The sequence below is a fragment of the Rahnella sp. BCC 1045 genome, from assembly GCF_019049615.1.
GTDB lineage: Bacteria > Pseudomonadota > Gammaproteobacteria > Enterobacterales > Enterobacteriaceae > Rahnella > Rahnella contaminans.
This window is the reverse complement of sequence record NZ_JAFMOZ010000140.1, coordinates 122,293-143,078: the sequence shown is the minus strand read 5'-3', so window position 1 is coordinate 143,078 and position 20,786 is coordinate 122,293. Positions and strand designations below refer to the sequence as shown.

Sequence of the window (20,786 nt, the reverse complement as noted above, 5' to 3'; positions counted from 1 at the left end):
TCAGAAAGCGACGACGACTTTGCCCTGCATATGGCCATCCAGCACTTTCGCGTGAGCTGCTTCGATGCTTTCCACGGTCAGACCGTGCAGGGTTTCGCTCAGCGTGGTGGTGACTTTGCCCTCATCCACCAGCGCGGCGACTTGCTTGAGGATCTCGCCCTGCTGCGCGATATCCGGCGTATTGAACATGCTGCGGGTATACATCAGTTCCCAGTGCAGCGCGGCGCTTTTCAGTTTCAGCTTGTTCATATCCAGTGGATGTTCGTTCTCAACGATCGTACAGATGTGGCCCATTGGCGCAATCAGATCGGTAATCGCGTCCCAGTGACCGTCGGTGTCATTCAGGCAAAGAATGAAGTCCACCTGTTTGATATCGTGTTTCGCCAGCTCACCTTTCAGATCTTTGTAGCTCACGGTCAGATCGGCACCGCGATCCAGACACCACTGCGCCGATTCCGGACGTGAAGCGGTCGCAATGACTTTTACTTTGCTTTGCAGCGAAGCAAACGGGATCGCCAGCGAACCGACGCCACCGGCACCGCCGATAATTAACAGCGTTTTGTCGTCCGAAGCCTCCTGAATTTTCAGGTGTTCGAACAGCGCTTCCCAGGCCGTCAGCGTGGTCAGCGGCATTGCGGCGGCCTGCGCCCAGTTCAGGGATCTCGGTTTCACGGAAACGATGCGTGAGTCGATGAGCTGTTCGGAAGCGTTGCTGCCGGAGCGGGTGATGTCACCGGCGTACCAGACTTCGTCGCCTGCTTTGAAGTTTTTCACCGCGCTGCCCACGGCTTTCACAATCCCGCTGGCATCCCAGCCCAAAATTTTAGGCGCATCAAGGCCGCTTTTCTGCACGCCTTTATGCACTTTGGTATCGACCGGGTTAATCGAAACGGCTTTCACTTCCACCAGCAGGTCATTTTCGCCCGGCACAGGTTGTGGCAGTTCGATGGCGATAAAACGGGATGGTTCTTTTGGATTTACGGCAATCGCTTTAACAGACATAAAAATTCCTCCATTGGGTATTCAGACAGTCTAGTCCTCTGGCGGCAGCCTGATAAGATGGACAATAACTAACAAAGTGTTCGGCTGAGGTGAACAATCGTGTTTAAACAATTGCAGGATATGGCGCTGTTTGCTCTGGTCGCGGAATGCGGCAGTTTTACACAGGCGGCCAGCCGTGCCGGTTTGCCGAAATCCAGCGTCAGCCAGCGGATAAGCCAGCTGGAAAAATCCGTTGGCCTGCGGCTACTGAACCGCACCACGCGCCAGCTCAATCTGACGTTTGCCGGTGAACGCTATCTGATCCACTGTCAGGAAATGATGCAGGCCAGCGAGCGGGCGGAACTGGCGATCCGCCGGTTGCGTGATAATCCCAGCGGGCGCTTGCGCATCACCAGCCCGGCGGGGCTGGGTGCCACGCTGCTGGCGCGCATGAACGTCGAATTCCAAAAGCGTTACCCGGATGTTTCGCTGGAAGTGTCGGTGTCTGACGCGCTGGTGGATCTGGTGCAGGAAGGATTTGATATCGCGCTGCGCACCGGCAAGCCGCAGGACTCCTCGCTGATCGGCCGTGAACTGGGCCACAGCCCGCGCTATCTTCTGGCTTCGCCTGATTATCTGGCGCAGCATCCGCTGATTGAATCACCTCAGCAGTTAGCCTCGCATCACTGTATTGCGCACCGTGCATGGTCGGAATGGGTGCTGCATCGCGGCGAAACTTATCATCGCTGGCTGCTGCCTTCGGCGCATACCACTGACAATCTGCTGTATGCGCGGGAATGCGCGCTGGCGGGCGCGGGCATCACGTTGTTACCAGCATTTTTGTGCCATGACGAAGTGGCCGCCGGTACGCTGGTGCGAGTGTTGCCGGAGTGGGAAGCGGAAGGCAACGATCTGTTTCTGGTGTATCCGGGGCGGAAACTGAATTCTCCGGCGCTGGCGTGTTTTATTGATTTTATGCTGGAAGAATACGGCTTTGCGAAGAGTTACAGCGAAGCGCTGGCGGGGGAATAAAGGGTATCCGGCGCATAAAAAAAGGCCCGTCGCCGGGCCTTCGTTCGTTCATAAAGACGATTACTTGATCATCTTTTTGTACTTGATGCGCTTCGGCTCTAACGCTTCGGCACCTAAAGTACGTTTTTTGTATTCTTCGTATTCGGTGAAGTTACCCTCGAAGAATTCGACTTTACCTTCATCCTGATAATCAAGGATGTGGGTCGCGATGCGGTCGAGGAACCAGCGGTCATGGGAAATGACCATGGCGCAGCCCGGGAATTCCAGCAAGGCGTTTTCCAGTGCGCGCAGGGTTTCGATGTCGAGGTCGTTGGTCGGTTCATCGAGCAGCAGCATGTTACCGCCCACCTGCAGCAGTTTTGCCAGATGCAGACGACCGCGCTCACCACCGGACAACTCACCGACGCGTTTGCCCTGATCAACCCCTTTGAAGTTGAAACGGCCCACGTACGCGCGGCTTGGCATTTCGGTCGTGCCGATACGCATGATGTCCTGACCACCGGACACTTCTTCCCACACGGTTTTGCTGTTATCCATTGAGTCACGGAACTGATCAACGGACGCCAGTTTCACAGTGTCGCCCAGCTCAATCGTGCCGCTGTTTGCTTCTTCCTGACCGGACATCATGCGGAACAGTGTGGATTTACCGGCACCGTTCGGGCCGATAATGCCGACGATAGCGCCTTTCGGTACGGAGAAGGACAGGTCGTCAATCAGAACGCGATCACCATAAGATTTGCTCAGGTTCTTCACTTCAACGACTTTGTCGCCCAGACGTGGACCCGGTGGAATGAACAATTCGTTGGTTTCGTTACGTTTCTGGTATTCGGTGTTGTTCAGTTCTTCGAAGCGAGCCAGACGGGCCTTGCCTTTAGACTGACGGCCTTTCGCGCCCTGACGAACCCATTCCAGCTCTTTCTCAATAGATTTACGACGGGCCGCTTCGGAAGAAGCTTCCTGCGCCAGACGTTCATCTTTTTGTTCCAGCCAGGTGGAATAGTTACCTTCCCACGGAATACCTTCGCCGCGGTCAAGCTCAAGGATCCAACCGGCAACGTTATCGAGGAAGTAACGGTCATGGGTAATCGCCACAACGGTACCTTCGAAGTCGTGCAGGAAGCGTTCCAGCCATGCTACGGATTCCGCATCCAGGTGGTTGGTCGGTTCGTCGAGCAGCAGCATGTCAGGTTTTTCGAGCAGCAGACGGCATAGCGCCACGCGGCGGCGTTCACCCCCGGACAGGGTCGCGACTTTCGCATCCCAGTCTGGCAGGCGCAGCGCATCGGCAGCACGTTCCAGCTGGCTGTTCAGGTTATGGCCGTCGTGTGCCTGAATGATTTCTTCCAGCTTGCCCTGTTCGGCGGCCAGTTTGTCGAAATCGGCTTCCGGCTCGGCGTACAGCGCATAAACTTCATCAAGGCGTTTGAGTGCGCCCACAACTTCAGAAACGGCTTCTTCCACGGACTCACGCACAGTGTGTTCCATGTTCAGTTGCGGTTCCTGCGGCAGATAACCAATTTTCAGATCAGGCTGCGGGCGCGCTTCGCCTTCGATATCGGTATCGATACCGGCCATGATGCGCAGAAGGGTAGATTTACCTGAACCGTTCAGACCCAGAACGCCGATTTTGGCGCCGGGGAAGAAACTCAGGGAGATGTTCTTAAGAATATGACGCTTCGGCGGAACAACTTTGCCGAGGCGGTGCATGGAATATACGTATTGAGCCACGTTGTTTTGAGCCTCTTTCTCTGCGGGCCGCGCGCATAAGCCGAATCATTGAGACTGATCCGGCGGGCGCAGCGGCGAATTAAAGCCAGCCCCGCCTGACTGCGGCATGACTGATAAGGGTTCCGACCGGGAAGTTTAGCGTGTTTCAGTCGTGTTCCCAACCATCAGCTTCACAGTAAGGGAAGAATGTTGCTGGCCGGATGCAGGGGCGTTAACGGTTAGCCGAAAGGAACGCTGAATTCGTCCGGCTCGCCGGTGAGGCGGATAGGCTGGGTTCTGCCGACAAACATTCCTGTAGTCAAAATATCTGTGAGCTTAACGACATGATAAATAGCCTGTTTATTTTGGGTTTTGACTTTGCGCTTAATGTTGCCTTTGTGAGACGCCACCGTTTTCTGCTTGATGTTCAGGTGCTGGGAAATATTTTGCGTGTTCAGCCCAGACATCCACATTTTCAGAATGCTTGACTCGGTACGGCTCAGGCTGACCGGCGTGAGATCCAGCGGTTGCTCCGTTTCAACTTCAGGCTCTGCTTCTGTGAAGCGTGACAGTTGCAGATTATGCGCGATCAGCTGGTAAATCGTGGTGGTGCGAATCGATTTCGAAATGATGATGATGTTTTTCCGGATCGGTACATAGTTCTGATAATTCAGGTTTTCTTTGGAAATAAAAACAAAGAACAGCGTACCGGGATGCGCGTTGATCACTTCCCTTAACGCGTGACCGGACTGTGCATCGGTGACGAAGCAGTCTTCGTTTACAAAGATGATTTCAGGCCTCAGGGAATTGCATGCGGCTTGCAGTGCGTTGATGTCCTTAAGCGAAAGAATATCTTTCTGGTGTTGTCCGTTAAGTTGCAAGAGTGAATGCAATGCCAGCTGCGTGTAAAAGCACTTATCTACAATGAGCGATGACATCGTAAGTTACCTATTTTTTGGCTCTATGTTTTTCTGCAGGCGCAGAGAGCTCGTTTTTATAAATCGACCGGTTTGATCAACGCAGCCGTACTGCGATGGGGGCGTATCCCTGGAAATTGCCGTTTGGCGGCAAAATATGACTTTGCTGTGTGACGGGAGAACCCTTAGGCAGAGTAATAAAGCGGGGAAGGATTGATGTAAATCAGCAGAACCGGCTTTGGGACGTTTTGTGAGATCTTTGAGACGAAATGAGGGCGATGCGCGTTAAAGTTTTAGAATTATGATGTTTTTATTGAAAAAAACCGGGCTACAGAAAGTAGCCCGGTAAGCGGGAAACTCGCTACGCTTTTTTACGAATGAAGCGGTTAACCAGCCATTTCTCGATTTCGACAATCACGAAGATCATCGCACCGACCAGCAGGGTAATGCCCCAGAATTTCAGCGGCAGCGGTACGGTGCCAAACAGTTGGTTCATCACTGGCAGATAAATCAGCGCCAGTTGCAGCACCAGCAGCACGCCGGAGACAATCCACAGACCTTTGTTGACGAACACTTCGCGGCTCAGCGGGAAGCGGTCCATCACGCGGCAGTTAAACATGTAAACCCACTGCGCGGTGACCAGCGTTTGCAGCAAGACAGTACGAATCAAATCGCTGCTGTAGCCGAGCGGTTGCATCCAGGCTTCAAGAATGAAGGCGCTACAGGCAATCAGAATACCGACGAAAGCGATACGCCAGACGGCGTGCAGGTCTAACACGTGCTGACCCGGCTCACGCGGACGGCGGCGCATCATGCCTTTCTCGGCAGGTTCAAAGGCCAGACCGAATGACAGCGTGGTTGACGTTGCCATGTTCATCCACAAGATTTGCACCGGCGTCAGCGGGATCACCGCACCGGCCAGAATCGCCAGGATAATCAGCAGCCCCTGCGCGAGGTTAGTCGGCAGAATAAACAGAATGGTTTTCTTCAGGTTGTCGTAAACACGACGGCCTTCTTTCACCGCACTGGCGATGGTCGCGAAGTTGTCATCCGTCAGCACCATATCGGCGGCTTCTTTGGTAACTTCGGTGCCTTTGATGCCCATCGCGATGCCGACATCAGCCTGTTTCAGCGCAGGCGCATCGTTCACGCCGTCGCCGGTCATGCCGACCACTTCACCGTTTTCCTGCAACGCTTTCACCAGACGCAGCTTATGCTCCGGGCTGGTACGGGCGAAAATATCGTACTGGCTGGCTGCGACCGCCAGTTCGGCGTCGTCCATGTGCTCAAGCTCGTTGCCGGTGATGGAATCCCCGCTGTTGCCAATACCTAACATTTTGCCGATGGCCATCGCCGTTTCCTGATGGTCACCGGTGATCATCTTCACGCGGATCCCGGCCTGCTGACATTGCGCAATCGCATCAATGGCTTCCGGACGTGGCGGATCCATCATTCCGGCGATACCGGCGAAGACCAGGCCTTGCTGCAAATCGTCGTGGCTCAGATCACCGTTGATTTCCGGCTCATCCCTGAACGCGGCGGCAACCATACGCAGGCCCTGACGGGCGTAGCGCGCCATCTCTTCTTCCCAGTATTCGCGGCGGAAAGGCTGTACACCGTTTTCGGTCAGCTCAAATGTCGCCAGCGAGAACAGGACGTCTGGCGCACCGGTCACAAAGAGCTGCGTTTTGCCGTCAATGCGCTGCAACGTCGACATGTATTTGTGTTTGGAATCGAACGGGATTTTATCCAGAGATTCGATTTTACCGGTGTTCAGTGTGCATTTCGCCGCCAGCACTTTCAGCGCGCCGGAGGTCGGCCCGCCGGTAATGCCCCAGTGGCCTTTGTCGTCCTGAATCAGCTGGCTGTCGTTACATAAATCGACCGCCGTGATGAAGGTGTTCAGTACCGGCGTATTGATGACATCAATTTGCTGCTGCGTCGTGGCGTCCACAATCCGGCCTCTCGGCTGGTAGCTTTCACCTTCCACGTTATAAGCGCGGTCTGCCAGAATCACCGCCTTAACGGTCATTTCATTCATGGTCAGCGTGCCGGTTTTATCCGAGCAGATGACGGTCATTGAACCCAGCGTTTCGACGGTCGGCAGCTTACGGATAATCGCGTGATTACGCGCCATCGACTGAACGCCGAGGGACAGAATAATCGAGATGATGGCCGGTAAGCCTTCCGGCACGGAAGCCACGGCGAGGCTTATCAGCGACAGCAACAGTTCGCCGAGCGGCATGTCGCGCAGGATAAAGGCGAAGACAAACAGGAACGCCATCATCAGCAAAATCAGGGCAAAAATGCCTTTACCCAGCTTGTCGATTTGCTGCAACAACGGGGTGCGCTGCGGTTCAATCGACGACATCATCTGGTTGATATGGCCCAGTTCGGTGTCTTTACCGGTGGCATACACCACGCCGGTAGCCGTTCCGCCGCTGATCATCGTGCCCGAGAACAGCAGATTGTGACGGTCGCCAATCATGACTTCATCGTCGATAGTACGGGCTGTTTTGGTGACGACGGTAGATTCGCCGGTCAGGATGGCTTCCTCAACCTGCAGGTTGTGTGCGCTGACGATACGCAGGTCTGCCGGGATTTTATCGCCCGGACGCAGCTGAACGATATCGCCGGGTACCAGTTGATCGGCATTGATGGTCTGAATCTGTCCGTCGCGGATCACAACCGCCTGACTGGACAGCATATTCTGAATGCTTTTCAGCGATTTCTCGGCGCTGTTTTCTTGCAGAAAACCGATCATGGCATTAATGACAGCAACGCCGAGGATCACCAGCGTGTCCACCCAGTGGCCCATCGCACCGGTCACAACCGCTGCCGCGAGCAGGATGTAAATCAGGACGTCATTGAAATGCGCCAGGAAACGCATCAGGGCGCTTTTGGTTGGTTTTTCCGGTAAGGCATTTGGACCAAATTCTTTCAGGCGCTCAGCGGCAACCTGCGGGTTCAGGCCGGCTTCGCTGGTTTCCAGACGCGACATGGCGTCGTTACTACTAATCTGATACCAGTTTTTGTTTTCTGCCGCCGCTGAAGAAGAAGGGCTGGCATTGGTTTTGACAGATGATGATGAGTGAGTCATATACTTTTCCATAAGCGATGAACAAGAATGCTTGCACGTGATTAAATTAAGCGTGTAATTACTACGGGTATTCAAATCGGTTTGAGAATATGGCGTGATAATAATTAATTACGCGAAAATAAAATTGATCTGAACCAATAAAGACTTTTATAACGATATCAATAATAAAATTTTCCAATGAAAACATTGTGTTAATCGAATTAGGAATATCGGTATTATTTGCTAGTCATTTAGGTTTTGTTTAGGGTTTTAATATCACGGTAAATTAGCGTAAATAAAGATAAATTTTGTCAGTGTGTTTGTTCAGATTCTCATTGTAAGGGTACTATCTATTTGGGATCTCTCAAATATCCGACCATTATCGCGATAATAATATAGCGATTGGCGCTTATTCATCTGCTACGTTGTGTTACGTAAAATAAGCGAGCGGTTCTCTGGTAACGGCTTTGCGCATGCCTCACACTGTGTAAAGTTTGTGATGCGCTTCCCGCATGACTTCAATTTTCAAAATGAATCGATTAGCGTAGTGACTGTCTACAGAACGAAGAACAGTTCTTACATCAAAAACAGCAGGTCTGTAGGGCAATATCTGTGCAGCTGGCACAGAAGGAAAGACAACCCGTGAGGATAAAGGCAAGTATGGTCAAGGTGGACAAATGGCACGCTCTGGCAATGAGCGTATTGCTGGTGACAGCATCGGGCGTGGCGAAAGCGGATTCGCTGGATTCGCAACGTCAGCACTACATGCAGATTAAACAGGCTTGGGATAATAATCAGATGGATGTCGTTGGCCAGCTGATGCCGACGCTCGAAGATTATCCTCTTTATCCTTATCTCGAATACCGCCAGCTGACGCAGGATCTGGGCGAGGCGACACCGGCTCAGGTGAATGCCTTTGTGAAAGCGAACCCGACCTTGCCGCCGGCGCGTTCCCTGCCAGCACGCTTTGTGAATGAACTGGCGCGCCGTCAGGACTGGAACAGTTTGTTGTCTTTCAGCCCGCAGCCGCCGAAGCCGGTCGCCGCCCGCTGTAACTATTACTATGCAAAATGGGCCACCGGCGATCAGAAAACTGCGTTTGATGGCGCGAAAGATATCTGGTTAACCGGCACGTCGCTGCCGAATACCTGCGACAAATTATTCTCAGTCTGGCAGGGCGCAGGCAATCAGACTGCCCTGACGACGCTGCAACGTATTGGTCTGGCGATGAAAGCCGGGAATACCAGTCTGGTGAGTTATCTGGCGAAACAGTTGCCACCGGATTATCAGACGATGCGCGACGCACTGGTCGATCTGCAAAACAACCCGAATACGATTGAAAGCTTTGCGCGTAACGTAGGGCCGACCGATTTCACCCGTAACGCCACCAGCATTACGTTCGCCCGCATTGCCCGCGATGATTCGGAAAACGCGCGTTCGATGATCCCGGTTCTGGCGCGTTTGCAGAAGATGAGTGACAGCGATCGTCTGGAACTGGAAGAAGCCGTTGCCTGGCGTTATATGGGTAGCGATGCCACGCCGGAACAGGCCGCATGGCGCGATAACGTGATTCTGCGCAGCCATTCCACCCCGCTGGTTGAACGTCGCATCCGTATGGCGCTGGCCGCCGGTGACCGTCAGGGGTTGAGTCAGTGGCTGGAGCGTTTGCCTTCGGACGCTTTGCAGCAGGACGAATGGCAATACTGGCGTGCGTCGGTCATGATCGACAAAGGGCAACGCTCGCAGGGTGAAGCCATGCTGCGCACATTAATGCAGGGGCGCGGTTTCTATCCGATGGCGGCGGCGCAAAAGCTGAATGTCGCGTATCCGATGCAGATTTCTGTGGCGACAAAACCGGATGCCAGCATAGCGGCATTGCCGGAAGTGGCCCGTGTACGTGAACTGATGTACTGGCAGATGGACAATCTGGCGCGCACCGAATGGAGCTATCTGGTGAGCAGCCGCAGTACAGTGCAGCAATCCGCGCTGGCGCGTTATGCCTTCGAGCAAAAATGGCCGGACCTGAGCGTACAGGCCACGATAACCGGCAAGCTGTGGGATTATCTCGAAGAACGTTTCCCGCTGGCATGGCCGGATGAATTCCGCCGTGCGACCAATGATAAAGGCATTACCCAAAGTTACGCGATGGCGATTGCCCGTCAGGAAAGTGCATGGAATCCGAAAGCGCGTTCTCCGGTGGGCGCGGCGGGCCTGATGCAGGTTATGCCTGCGACGGCGCAGCATACGGTGGATATGTTCGGTTTGCAGGGTTACAGCAATCCGGCGCAGTTGCTGGATCCGCAGATGAATATCACCATCGGCACCAGCTATCTTGAATACGTCTACCAGATGTTTGGCCGCAACCGTATTTTATCCAGCGCCGCCTATAACGCCGGTCCGTCGCGTGTGAACACCTGGCTGGGAACCAGCGCGGGCAGGGTGGACTCCGTCGCATTTATCGAAAGTATCCCTTTCTCTGAAACGCGCCGATATGTTAAAAATGTGTTGGCATATGATGCGTTTTATCGCTATTTTTTACATCAACCGGCCAAAATTTTGACGGATGCCGAATGGCAGAGGCGTTACTGATTTTCGGGCGTTTATGTTAAGCTGCTGTACTAGTTCAATAGTATGGCAGCCCTCACATGACGCAACGAACACTCACTGACCCTGCTCTTTCCCAACAAGGCAATGAGGACTGGCAGTGCTTTCTGGCACTGCTACAGCAATCTTTTGCTGAAAATCTGCATCAGGATTTGTTGCAACTGCTTCTGACGCCCGACGAACGAGCGGCGCTGGGGACGCGGGTGCGCATTATTCAGGAACTGATGCGGGGAGAAATGAGCCAGCGGGAGTTGAAAAGCCAGCTGGGTGCCGGTATCGCGACGATAACCCGGGGTTCCAACGGCCTGAAAACGGCACCGGCGGAACTGAAGGAATGGTTAGGAGAGCAGTTACTGTCAGAAAAAACGGACGACTGATGCGTCCGTTTTCGTTTTAATTTCAGGTTTCAAAACTCAGTGCGTCTGCGCGCGAGTCTGATACACCGGATTATGGAACGGCGCTAAAGCCAGAACCAGCGCCTGATGATAAACGCTGGTGCGCGTCAGTTTACCCGCCGTAAAAATGCCAATCGCGCCGCCTTTACGTTTAACTTCCGCAATACCGGTCAGCTTCTCCATCTCATCTCCCAATTCGCTGCCCTGATTGATTCCCTGTAAAATAATTTCAGGTAACATCAGGCTCGCAGAACGGGATTCGCCGCGCTGGTGCATATTCTCAATCACCATCCAGGCGAACGTCATATTGTCTTCGATACCGGCTTCCACGCCGACCCAGAAGTCCGCTTCCGGGCGAACCTGACGCGCACCAATGACGCGATGACGCGCACCGGTACGGGTTTCATTACTGCCGATGGGCTGATTTGGAACACCACTATCGACGTCAACGCCTTCAATGCGAAACGCCTCAGCGCCGAAAATGTCTTCAAAAGCCATGGCGATAGCTTTGATCTTTGCCGGGTTAGTGGTTGCAGCGACAACATGGTACATAGAGTTCTGGCATCCTTTAGCAAATTTCACGCAGTATAACGGAAAACACACATGTTACAGGTATATCTCGTCCGTCACGGCGAAACAGAATGGAACGCAGCGCGTCGTATTCAGGGGCAGTCAGACAGCCCTCTGACGGCTAAAGGTCTTTATCAGGCCCGTCAGGTTGCTGAGCGCGTGCGCAACGAAGGGATCACTCACGTTATCACCAGTGATTTAGGGCGTACCCGTCACACCGCGCAGATTATCGCTGATGCTTGCGGCTGTGAAGTGATCAATGAGCCGCGTCTGCGGGAGTTGCATATGGGCGTGCTGGAAGAGCGCGTTCTGGATGGCCTGACCGGGCAGGAAGAAATCTGGCGTAAGCAGATGGTTGATGGCTCACCGCAAGGGCGTATTCCGGAAGGCGAAACCATGACGGAGCTGGCGGCGCGTATGCGTGCTGCGCTCGATAGCTGTCTGCAACTGCCGCCGGGCAGCAAACCTCTGCTGGTCAGTCACGGCATTGCGCTGGGATGTCTGATCAGTACGATTCTGGGATTGCCTGCATATGCGGAACGTCGTCTTCGTCTGCGTAACTGTTCATTGTCGCGCGTGGATCATCAGCAAAGTGCGTGGCTGGCGAATGGCTGGATTGTGGAAACGGCGGGCGATGTATCACATCTGGATCTGCCCGCGTTAGACGAGTTACAACGCTAACGCCTGGAGGCGTTAGCGGCGGATTGGGATCAGGTAATCACACTGTATTTCTAATGGTGCAGTGCCGGGAGCACGGCCATTAGTGTAGAAGCGTTCGATATCCTGTCCCTTTCTGCGGGTCAGTTTCAGCGTTGGCAGACAGGTGCTGTACAACGTCAGAATAAACTCCTGCAAATGCTCAGGCGTGCCATTGTAGTGGAACATGGCATATTCACCTTCCTGCAACACAATCGGCTGACCTTCAACATTTTCCGGCAGATGCCCAGGCTCAAGCGCGGTCGTATAAAGGACTTCCTGTTCGTCATCTTTTTCCTGGCTTGGACGCGAATGGTGCAGGCCATAAAGTATCGGTGGCAGCGTTTTCGCTTCACCAATATATTGACGCCAGAAATGGCGGCGCATTTCGTTACGGTACGTGGTGATTTGTTCCAGCGTACAGGCGTAACTTTGCGTCATACCGATCAGATGCTGTTCAGGCAGCGCGATATATTCCGGCTGAGGCAGAATAAACGCACCCAGGCGAATTGGCGGGCAGATCCCGAAAGAATGCCAGTCTTCAGCACGGCGGTACAGCGCCGGAGTTTGAGCAAATTGCTTTTTGAATGCCCGTGTAAACGTTTGTTGAGAGTCAAAACGGTACTGAAGGGCGATATCTAAAATGGGGCGACTGGTGAGGCGTAAAGCGACGGCGGCTTTAGAAAGACGACGCGCGCGAATATAAGCACCGATTGCATTGTTTGTGACATCTTTAAACATCCGCTGCAGGTGCCACTTGGAATAGCCGGCCTTGGCTGCGACATTGTCGAGTGACAAGGGCTGGTCTAAATGGGTTTCTAACCAGCTAAGAAGGTCACGAATGATTCCTGCTTGATCCATAGATCGTCCTCGTTGAGCTAAGATAATTCACAGAATGTTGCGCGCATAATAGCAACTTTTTACTGATAAGACTTCCTAAGAATTTTTTGGCTATCTGTGCTATTTGCAGGTGTTACAGAGTATTTCATTCAGAAACTGTGAATGCACGCTTTCCGAATGGGGTTTCTTTAGAAAACAACGTCATGCTCATGGCGTGGAGTAACTTAATGAAAAAGTGTTGGATTTTTGTATTTGGGATGTTTGTTATTTGTTCCGGGGCAGCGCATGCCGAGGAAGTCGGGTCGGTCGATACGGTCTTCAAATTGTTCGGACCGGACCATAAAATCGTCGTCGAGGCCTTTGATGATCCTGATATTAAAAATGTAACGTGTTATATCAGTCGCGCGAAAACCGGCGGGATTAAAGGCGGATTAGGGTTGGCAGAAGACACGTCTGATGCGGCGATTTCCTGCCAGCAGGTCGGCCCCATCGAACTGAGCGATAAGATTAAACAAGGCAAAGACAAGGGAACTGTAGTCTTTCAGAAAAGGACGTCACTGGTGTTTAAAAAGCTTCAGGTTGTTCGCTTTTACGATGAAAAACGTAACGCGCTTATCTATCTGAGTTACTCAGACAAAGTCGTCGATGGCTCACCTAAAAATGCGCTGAGCGCTGTTCCGATCATTCCGTGGGCGCATACGACGCCGTAAGTTTTTGAGGATGTTCAAAGCAGAACTCAAACAAAAGGCCAGCTTTCGCTGGCCTTTAACGTTTTGCTGCATCGTCTACAGAGCGGTTGGCAACCTTCTGTATTAGTCTTCCAGATCACCACAAAAACGGTAGCCTTCGCCATGAATGGTCGCGATGATTTCCGGAGTATCTGGCGTCGCTTCGAAATGTTTACGAATGCGGCGAATGGTGACGTCAACAGTACGGTCATGCGGCTTCAGCTCGCGACCGGTCATTTTCTTTAGCAGGTCGCCACGGGTTTGGATTTTGCCCGGGTTTTCGCAGAAGTGCAGCATCGCGCGGAATTCGCTGCGCGGTAACTTGTATTGTTCGCCCTGCGGGCTGATCAGTGAACGGCTGTTGATGTCCAGTTCCCAACCATTGAATTTGTAGCTTTCGACCAGACGACGTTCTTCACCGGTCGTGCCCAGGTTCATCGTACGGGATAACAGATTGCGTGCGCGGATAGTCAGTTCGCGCGGGTTGAATGGCTTAGTGATGTAATCATCAGCGCCGATTTCCAGCCCCAGAATTTTGTCGACTTCGTTGTCGCGGCCCGTCAGGAACATCAGTGCAACGCTGGCTTGTTCGCGTAATTCGCGTGCCAGCAGCAGGCCATTTTTGCCTGGCAGGTTGATATCCATGATAACCAGATTGATGTCATTTTCGGACAGAATGTGGTGCATTTCAGCTCCATCATTGGCTTCATGCACCATGTAGCCTTCTGCTTCAAAAATGCTCTTTAACGTATTACGTGTCACTAACTCGTCTTCGACGATCAGAATGTGAGGGGTCTGCATGATTGCTACCTAAGATTGCCAACAAATAGAAAATAGGAGTACAGAAGTCCTTGTTATCCCGATGAATTTTGATGCCTTATTGGCCATCTCACTCGTTACATGACTAAAGTACGTAAACGCGTTCTCGATGCAATTTCCATCAACGGCAACAACATCGCAAGCTCGGTCAGGGATTCCACTTTCTGCAGTTCCACGGGGTTCTAAAGCGGCGAACATCCTAACCCTATTAACAGCAATATAACAGCGAGTGCCGAAATTACCACCCAACAAAATTACGGTTTGTTGACATATATCAAGTTCAATTGTAGCACGGTAACAGAACAGTGAAAAACACTTACAAGAATGCACGCTTGAGTCACATTTCGGCCTTTATTGTACACGATTCAGCAATTCATCAAGCAACGAAAGATAAATGCAAAATCTGTATGTATTCTTATTATATATCTTTATGAAAAATAATGATAAATTTTTCTTTAAAGTCGGCTTAACCGCACCAGCACCTTTTTTTCGTATCGGGTAAGCTTTTCCGATAAAATAAAAGAATATATTGAGCCGACTGTTAAGTTCTTGTGAAGAATATAAGCGATGAATAGTTTTGGAATCGGATAAAATTTCATCGCTGTAAAACAGGCGGCAATTTCATTCACTCTTTGCAGGGGCGCGACATGCAACTTCATATTATTTTAGTTTCTCCGGCCCGCCCGGAAAATGTCGGTGCGGCTGCCCGGGCAATGAAAACGATGGGCTTCGCGTCATTGCGCATCGTAGACAGCGAGGCGCATCTCAAACCGGAAGCCGGCTGGGTTGCGCACGGTTCGCAGGAAATCCTGCAAAATGCGCTGCATTTCAATACGCTCGCCGAAGCGCTGGCCGACATTGATTTTACCGTTGCCACCACCGCACGCAGCCGCGCGCGTTTTCACTATTACTGCACGCCGCAGGAATTGCAGGTTCAGCTCGAAGAGAAGAGCGACTGGATAAACCACGCGGCGCTGGTGTTCGGGCGCGAAGATTCCGGGCTGACGAATGAGGAGCTGGAACTTGCCGATGTTCTGACCGGCGTCCCGATGGTGGCAGATTACCCCTCGCTGAATCTGGGCCAGGCGGTGATGGTTTTCTGCTATCAGCTGTCAGCGCTGAATCAGGTGACGTCGGCGAAAGCGGAAAACGCGCAGGAAGGACAGTTGTCTGCGCTGCGTGGAAGAGTGGATCGTTTACTGGAAAATGTCGGTGCCGGAGACGACCAGAAACTGTCCGACTGGCTGCATCAGAGGCTCGGTCTTTTGCAGCAGCGTGACGCAGCAATGCTGCACACATTGCTGCATGACATCGAAAAAAAGCTGACCCAATGATCTGACGGGAATACCCGCTTCACTGGTGTGATCTTCGGTGTGAAGGAAACAGACCTGCGGATAACACTGAAAATGATTTTAATGGCAGCTCATTATCCATTTGATTCTGTCCGTGATTAACCGGGCAAAAACAGAAAAAAATTGACTTATTGTGCCTTATGCTTTAGCTAATAGAGGCAGACAGAGTACAAACCTAAAGACAGACAGAAAAATAAAATGCGAATCATCAGCCTGAACACAACAATTATTACCACCACCGATACCACAGGTAACGGGGCGGGCTGACGCGTACAGGAAAAAGAAAAAAAGCCCGCACCTAAACAGTGCGGGCTTTTTTTTTACATTTAAACGAGAGCTTCAGGAGAGAACCAGAAATGCGAGTGTTGAAATTTGGCGGGACCTCGGTAGCAAACGCAGAACGCTTCTTGCGGGTTGCGGACATTATGGAAAGCAATGCGCGTCAGGGACAGGTCGCGACGGTATTATCCGCGCCTGCCAAAATTACCAACTATCTGGTTGCCATGATTGAACGGACTGTCGCCGGACAAGACATCAAGACCATCTTGAGCGACGCAGAAAACATTTTTGGTCAGTTGATTACCGGTCTGGCAGCACAGCAACCGGGCTTTGATTTGCCGAAAGTGAAAGCGTTTGTTGATCAGGAATTCGCTCAGCTTAAACAGTTACTGCACGGCATCGCGCTGCTGGGGCAATGCCCGGACAGCGTGAACGCCTCAATTATCTGTCGTGGCGAAAAGCTCTCTATCGCCATTATGGAGGCCGTTTTCATCGCGAAAGGGTTTGGCGTCACCGTCATTAATCCTGTCGAAAAGCTGCTGGCTCAGGGCCACTATCTTGAATCCACTGTCGATATCAACGAATCCACCCGCCGTATTGCCGCCAGCGCCATTCCTGCCGATCACATTGTGCTGATGGCCGGTTTCACTGCCGGTAACGAAAAAGGCGAACTGGTGGTGCTGGGCCGCAACGGTTCCGACTATTCAGCCGCCGTACTGGCCGCCTGTTTGCGCGCTGACTGCTGTGAAATCTGGACTGACGTCGACGGCGTTTATACCTGCGACCCGCGCACTGTGCCCGATGCCCGCTTGCTGAAATCGATGTCCTATCAGGAAGCCATGGAGCTTTCGTATTTTGGCGCGAAAGTCCTTCACCCGCGTACCATCCTGCCGATTGCCCAGTTCCAGATCCCTTGCCTGATTAAAAACACCACTAACCCGCAGGCGCCGGGAACCCTGATCGGCAGTGAAAGTCTTGATGACAGCACGCCGGTAAAAGGCATCACCAATCTGAATAACATGGCGATGATCAACGTTTCCGGCCCCGGAATGAAAGGGATGATCGGCATGGCGGCGCGCGTTTTTGCAGTGATGTCGCGCTCCGGGATTTCCGTTGTGCTGATCACCCAGTCTTCGTCTGAATACAGCATCAGCTTCTGCGTGCCGCAAAGTGAGCTGGTTCGCGCACGCAAGGCGCTGGAAGATGAGTTCTATCTTGAGCTGAAAGATGGTCTGCTTGAGCCGCTGGACGTTATGGAAAAACTGGCCGTGATTTCTGTGGTCGGCGACGGCATGCGTACACTGCGCGGAATCTCGGCGAAATTCTTCTCCGCACTGGCGCGCGCCAATATCAATATCGTCGCCATCGCGCAGGGTTCTTCTGAGCGTTCCATTTCCGTTGTGGTGAATAACGAAGATGCCACTACCGGTGTCCGCGTCAGCCACCAGATGTTGTTCAACACCGATCAGGTTATCGAAGTCTTTCTGATTGGTGTCGGCGGTGTGGGCGGGGCGTTGATCGAACAGATCCGCCGTCAGCAGGCCTGGCTGAAAACCAAACATATCGATCTGCGCGTTTGCGGTATTGCCAATTCCCGCGCGTTGCTCACCAACGTTCACGGCATTCCGCTGGATACCTGGCAGGACGAACTGGGCGCGGCGAAAGAGCCTCTGAATCTGGGCCGTCTGATCCGCCTGGTGAAGGAATACCATCTGCTGAACCCGGTGATTGTTGACTGTACTTCCAGCCAGGAAGTGGCGGACCAATATGCCGACTTCCTGGCCGATGGTTTCCATGTCGTCACGCCGAACAAAAAGGCCAATACCTCATCGATGAATTATTACCATCAGCTGCGCAAAGCGGCAGATGGTTCGCGTCGCAAATTCCTGTACGACACCAACGTCGGCGCCGGTTTGCCGGTTATCGAGAACCTGCAAAACCTGCTGAATGCGGGCGATGAACTGCTGCGTTTCTCCGGGATCCTCTCCGGATCGCTGTCCTTCATTTTCGGTAAGCTGGACGAAGGTATGTCACTGTCTGCCGCCACCTTGCAGGCGCGCGAGATGGGCTACACCGAGCCGGATCCGCGTGATGATCTGTCGGGTATGGACGTCGCCCGTAAGTTACTTATTCTGGCGCGTGAAGCCGGTTATAAGCTGGAATTATCGGATATCGATGTGGAATCTGTTTTGCCTGCATCGTTTGATTCCTCGGGCAATGTAAATGAATTTGTGGCACGACTGCCGGGACTGGACGCCGAATTTGCTCAGCGCGTTGCGGATGCGACGGCAGCGGGTAAAGTATTGCGCTACGTCGGCGCTATCGAAGAAGGGCGCTGCAAGGTAAAAATTGACGCTGTCGATGGTAATGACCCGCTTTATAAAGTAAAAAATGGTGAGAATGCGCTGGCGTTTTACAGCCGCTATTATCAGCCGTTACCGCTGGTGTTGCGCGGTTATGGTGCCGGTAATGATGTGACGGCGGCGGGTGTGTTTGCCGATCTTTTGAGAACGCTGTCATGGAAGTTAGGAGTTTAATATGGTTAAGGTGTATGCCCCGGCTTCAATTGGGAACGTCAGCGTAGGTTTTGACGTTCTGGGCGCCGCAGTGTCTCCGGTGGATGGCACGCTTCTGGGTGATTGCGTATCGGTAGAAGCCGCCACAAAATTCAGCCTGAAAAACGAAGGCAAGTTTGTTTCCAAACTGCCTGACCGGATGGAAGACAACATCGTTTATCAGTGCTGGCAGCGTTTCTGTCAGGAAATCGGCAAAGATGTGCCGGTGGCTATGACGCTTGAAAAAAATATGCCGATCGGCTCCGGATTAGGTTCCAGCGCCTGTTCGGTGGTTGCCGGTCTGATGGCAATGAACGAATTCTGCGGCAAGCCGCTCAGCGACAACAAAATGCTGGAGCTGATGGGCGAGCTGGAAGGGCGAATTTCTGGCAGTGTGCACTTTGATAACGTCGCACCATGCTATTTGGGTGGCATCCAGCTGATGCTCGAAGAGCTGGATATCATCAGCCAGAACGTGCCAAGTTTTGACGACTGGCTGTGGGTGATGGCGTATCCGGGCATCAAAGTATCGACGGCGGAAGCGCGCGCGATTTTACCGGCGCAGTATCGCCGCCAGGATTGCATCAGCCACGGGCGTTATCTGGCGGGCTTTATTCATGCGTGCCACACACAGCAGCCGGCGCTGGCCGCGAAGCTGATGAAAGATGTGATCGCCGAACCCTACCGCACACGTCTTCTGCCGGGTTTTGCCGAAGCACGCAGCGCGGCCGAAGAAATCGGTGCGCTGGCTTGCGGGATTTCCGGTTCCGGCCCGACGCTGTTTGCCGTCTGCAATGACAGCGCAACGGCGAAACGTATGGCCGACTGGTTGCAGACACACTATCTGCAAAATGACGAAGGCTTTGTTCATATTTGTCGTCTGGATACCGCTGGCGCGCGGGTATTGGGATAACTCGATAATCGACTGGGATAACTAATGAAACTGTACAACCTGAAGGATCACAACGAGCAAGTGAGTTTTGCGCAGGCCGTCAAACAAGGTCTGGGCAAACAACAGGGATTATTCTTCCCGCTCGACCTGCCGGAGTTTGAGCTGACTGAAATTGACCGCCTGCTGGATCTGGATTTCGTCACCCGCAGCACGCGCATTCTTTCTGCTTTCATCGGCGATGAAATTCCTGAAGATGAATTGCATCAGCGCGTGAAAAACGCGTTTGCCTTCCCGGCGCCTGTCGCAAAAGTGGAGGACGATATTGCCTGTCTGGAGCTGTTCCACGGCCCGACCCTGGCATTTAAAGATTTCGGTGGCCGATTCATGGCGCAGATCCTGACGCAGGTTTCTGGCGATCAGCCGGTCACGATCCTGACCGCAACATCCGGTGATACCGGTGCTGCTGTGGCGCACGCTTTCCACGGTCTGAAAAACGTTCGTGTAGTGATCCTGTATCCGCGCGGCAAAATCAGCCCGCTTCAGGAAAAATTGTTCTGTACTCTCGGTGGCAATATTCACACCGTGGCTATCGATGGCGATTTCGATGCCTGTCAGGCGCTGGTCAAGCAGGCGTTTGATGATGAAGAACTGAAACATGTCCTGAAGCTCAATTCCGCGAACTCCATCAACATCAGCCGTCTGCTGGCGCAGATTTGCTATTACTTCGAAGCCGTGGCACAACTGCCTCAGGAAGCCCGTAATCAGCTGGTAGTTTCTGTACCAAGCGGTAACTTTGGTGATCTGACTGCCGGTTTGCTGGCGAAATCTCTCGGTCTGCCGGTGAAGCGTTTTATAGCTGCCACCAACGCCAATGACACCGTGCCGCGTTTCCTGAGCAATGGCGAATGGGAACCGAAGAAAACCGTTGCGACATTGTCGAACGCCATGGACGTCAGCCAGCCAAACAACTGGCCGCGCGTGGAAGAACTGTATCGCCGTAAAACCTGGCAGCTGAAAGATCTGGGCTTCGGCGCGGTCAGTGACGACACCACCGAAGACGCGATGCGCGAGCTGGCGAATATCGGATATATTTCTGAACCTCACGCGGCGATTGCTTACCGGGTACTGCGTGACCAGTTGCAACCGGGCGAATTCGGCCTGTTCATCGGCACCGCGCATCCGGCAAAATTCAAAGAGAGCGTGGAAGCGATTTTGGATCAGGACATCGGTTTGCCGAAAGAACTGGCAGATCGTGCAGACCTGCCATTGTTGTCGCACAATCTCCCGGCTGACTTCAGCGAAATGCGTGCATTCCTGATGGCGCTGCCTGAATAAATACG

At 52.8% G+C, this 20,786-nt stretch carries 17 protein-coding genes and 1 other annotated feature; of the genes, 10 read left to right on the top strand and 7 right to left on the bottom strand.

Annotated elements, in window-relative coordinates; translation table 11 throughout:
* The gene (locus J1782_RS21375; protein ID WP_217153871.1) at nucleotides 1–1,002 is read right to left on the bottom strand and encodes a zinc-binding alcohol dehydrogenase family protein; all 1,002 of its coding nucleotides are present in this window, start codon (nucleotides 1,000–1,002) and stop codon (nucleotides 1–3) included.
* A gap of 99 nt (nucleotides 1,003–1,101) precedes the next feature.
* Here J1782_RS21375 and J1782_RS21370 point away from each other — a divergent pair, with 99 nt between their 5' ends.
* Nucleotides 1,102–2,013, top strand: a complete 912-nt coding sequence (locus J1782_RS21370) for a LysR family transcriptional regulator (RefSeq protein WP_152325196.1) — start codon at nucleotides 1,102–1,104, stop codon at nucleotides 2,011–2,013.
* Between the two features lie 60 nt (nucleotides 2,014–2,073).
* Here J1782_RS21370 and ettA read toward each other — a convergent pair whose 3' ends face one another.
* The 3 genes from ettA to J1782_RS21355 all read right to left on the bottom strand — a co-directional run bounded on the left by ettA (nucleotide 2,074) and on the right by J1782_RS21355 (nucleotide 7,737).
* Entirely contained in the window at nucleotides 2,074–3,741 is a 1,668-nt protein-coding gene (ettA, locus tag J1782_RS21365; protein ID WP_152325195.1) for an energy-dependent translational throttle protein EttA, read from the bottom strand.
* Nucleotides 3,742–3,959: 218 nt separating this feature from the next.
* The gene (rcsA, locus tag J1782_RS21360) at nucleotides 3,960–4,658 is read right to left on the bottom strand and encodes a transcriptional regulator RcsA (protein ID WP_152325194.1); all 699 of its coding nucleotides are present in this window, start codon (nucleotides 4,656–4,658) and stop codon (nucleotides 3,960–3,962) included.
* Between the two features lie 340 nt (nucleotides 4,659–4,998).
* A complete protein-coding gene (locus J1782_RS21355; protein WP_217153870.1) occupies nucleotides 4,999–7,737 on the bottom strand; it encodes a cation-transporting P-type ATPase in 2,739 nt (912 codons plus the stop codon).
* A gap of 648 nt (nucleotides 7,738–8,385) precedes the next feature.
* Between J1782_RS21355 and sltY the strand changes: the two genes are divergently transcribed.
* Nucleotides 8,386–10,305, top strand: a complete 1,920-nt coding sequence (gene sltY / locus J1782_RS21350; RefSeq protein ID WP_208950044.1) for a murein transglycosylase — start codon at nucleotides 8,386–8,388, stop codon at nucleotides 10,303–10,305.
* A 56-nt stretch (nucleotides 10,306–10,361) separates the two neighbouring features.
* Nucleotides 10,362–10,697 (top strand): trp operon repressor, encoded by a 336-nt coding sequence (gene trpR, locus J1782_RS21345; protein ID WP_104923402.1) that lies wholly within the window; start codon nucleotides 10,362–10,364, stop codon nucleotides 10,695–10,697.
* Between the two features lie 36 nt (nucleotides 10,698–10,733).
* Here trpR and yjjX read toward each other — a convergent pair whose 3' ends face one another.
* Nucleotides 10,734–11,267 carry an inosine/xanthosine triphosphatase gene (yjjX, locus tag J1782_RS21340; protein ID WP_047609789.1) on the bottom strand — a complete coding sequence of 178 codons (534 nt, stop codon included), beginning with the start codon at nucleotides 11,265–11,267 and terminating at the stop codon, nucleotides 10,734–10,736.
* 51 nt (nucleotides 11,268–11,318) lie between these two features.
* Here yjjX and gpmB point away from each other — a divergent pair, with 51 nt between their 5' ends.
* The gene (gene gpmB, locus J1782_RS21335) at nucleotides 11,319–11,966 is read left to right on the top strand and encodes a 2,3-diphosphoglycerate-dependent phosphoglycerate mutase GpmB (protein WP_152325191.1); all 648 of its coding nucleotides are present in this window, start codon (nucleotides 11,319–11,321) and stop codon (nucleotides 11,964–11,966) included.
* Between the two features lie 12 nt (nucleotides 11,967–11,978).
* On the opposite strand, the gene robA is transcribed toward gpmB, so the two are convergent.
* Nucleotides 11,979–12,842, bottom strand: a complete 864-nt coding sequence (gene robA, locus J1782_RS21330; protein ID WP_152325190.1) for an MDR efflux pump AcrAB transcriptional activator RobA — start codon at nucleotides 12,840–12,842, stop codon at nucleotides 11,979–11,981.
* A gap of 206 nt (nucleotides 12,843–13,048) precedes the next feature.
* On the opposite strand from robA, the gene creA reads away from it, so the two are divergent.
* Complete coding sequence (creA, locus tag J1782_RS21325) at nucleotides 13,049–13,531, top strand: protein CreA (protein WP_152325365.1); 483 nt, start codon at nucleotides 13,049–13,051, stop codon at nucleotides 13,529–13,531.
* A gap of 102 nt (nucleotides 13,532–13,633) precedes the next feature.
* Here the strand turns inward: creA and arcA are convergent, their stop codons facing one another.
* Nucleotides 13,634–14,350 carry a two-component system response regulator ArcA gene (gene arcA, locus J1782_RS21320; protein WP_013577079.1) on the bottom strand — a complete coding sequence of 239 codons (717 nt, stop codon included), beginning with the start codon at nucleotides 14,348–14,350 and terminating at the stop codon, nucleotides 13,634–13,636.
* Between the two features lie 665 nt (nucleotides 14,351–15,015).
* Between arcA and J1782_RS21315 the strand changes: the two genes are divergently transcribed.
* The 5 genes from J1782_RS21315 (at nucleotide 15,016) to thrC (ending at nucleotide 20,781) form a co-directional block, all read left to right on the top strand.
* Complete coding sequence (locus J1782_RS21315; protein WP_152325189.1) at nucleotides 15,016–15,702, top strand: tRNA/rRNA methyltransferase; 687 nt, start codon at nucleotides 15,016–15,018, stop codon at nucleotides 15,700–15,702.
* 216 nt (nucleotides 15,703–15,918) lie between these two features.
* Nucleotides 15,919–15,987 (top strand): thr operon leader peptide, encoded by a 69-nt coding sequence (gene thrL / locus J1782_RS21310; RefSeq protein ID WP_071823645.1) that lies wholly within the window; start codon nucleotides 15,919–15,921, stop codon nucleotides 15,985–15,987.
* Nucleotides 15,926–16,042 (top strand) — a sequence feature (Thr leader region). Its footprint overlaps the gene before it by 62 nt.
* 34 nt (nucleotides 16,043–16,076) lie before the next feature.
* Nucleotides 16,077–18,536 carry a bifunctional aspartate kinase/homoserine dehydrogenase I gene (gene thrA, locus J1782_RS21305; protein ID WP_208950030.1) on the top strand — a complete coding sequence of 820 codons (2,460 nt, stop codon included), beginning with the start codon at nucleotides 16,077–16,079 and terminating at the stop codon, nucleotides 18,534–18,536.
* Nucleotide 18,537: 1 nt separating this feature from the next.
* Nucleotides 18,538–19,467 (top strand): homoserine kinase, encoded by a 930-nt coding sequence (gene thrB, locus J1782_RS21300; protein WP_152325187.1) that lies wholly within the window; start codon nucleotides 18,538–18,540, stop codon nucleotides 19,465–19,467.
* Between the two features lie 24 nt (nucleotides 19,468–19,491).
* Nucleotides 19,492–20,781, top strand: coding sequence for a threonine synthase (thrC, locus tag J1782_RS21295; RefSeq protein ID WP_165058950.1), 1,290 nt, complete (start codon nucleotides 19,492–19,494; stop codon nucleotides 20,779–20,781).
* Nucleotides 20,782–20,786 lie beyond the last annotated feature (5 nt).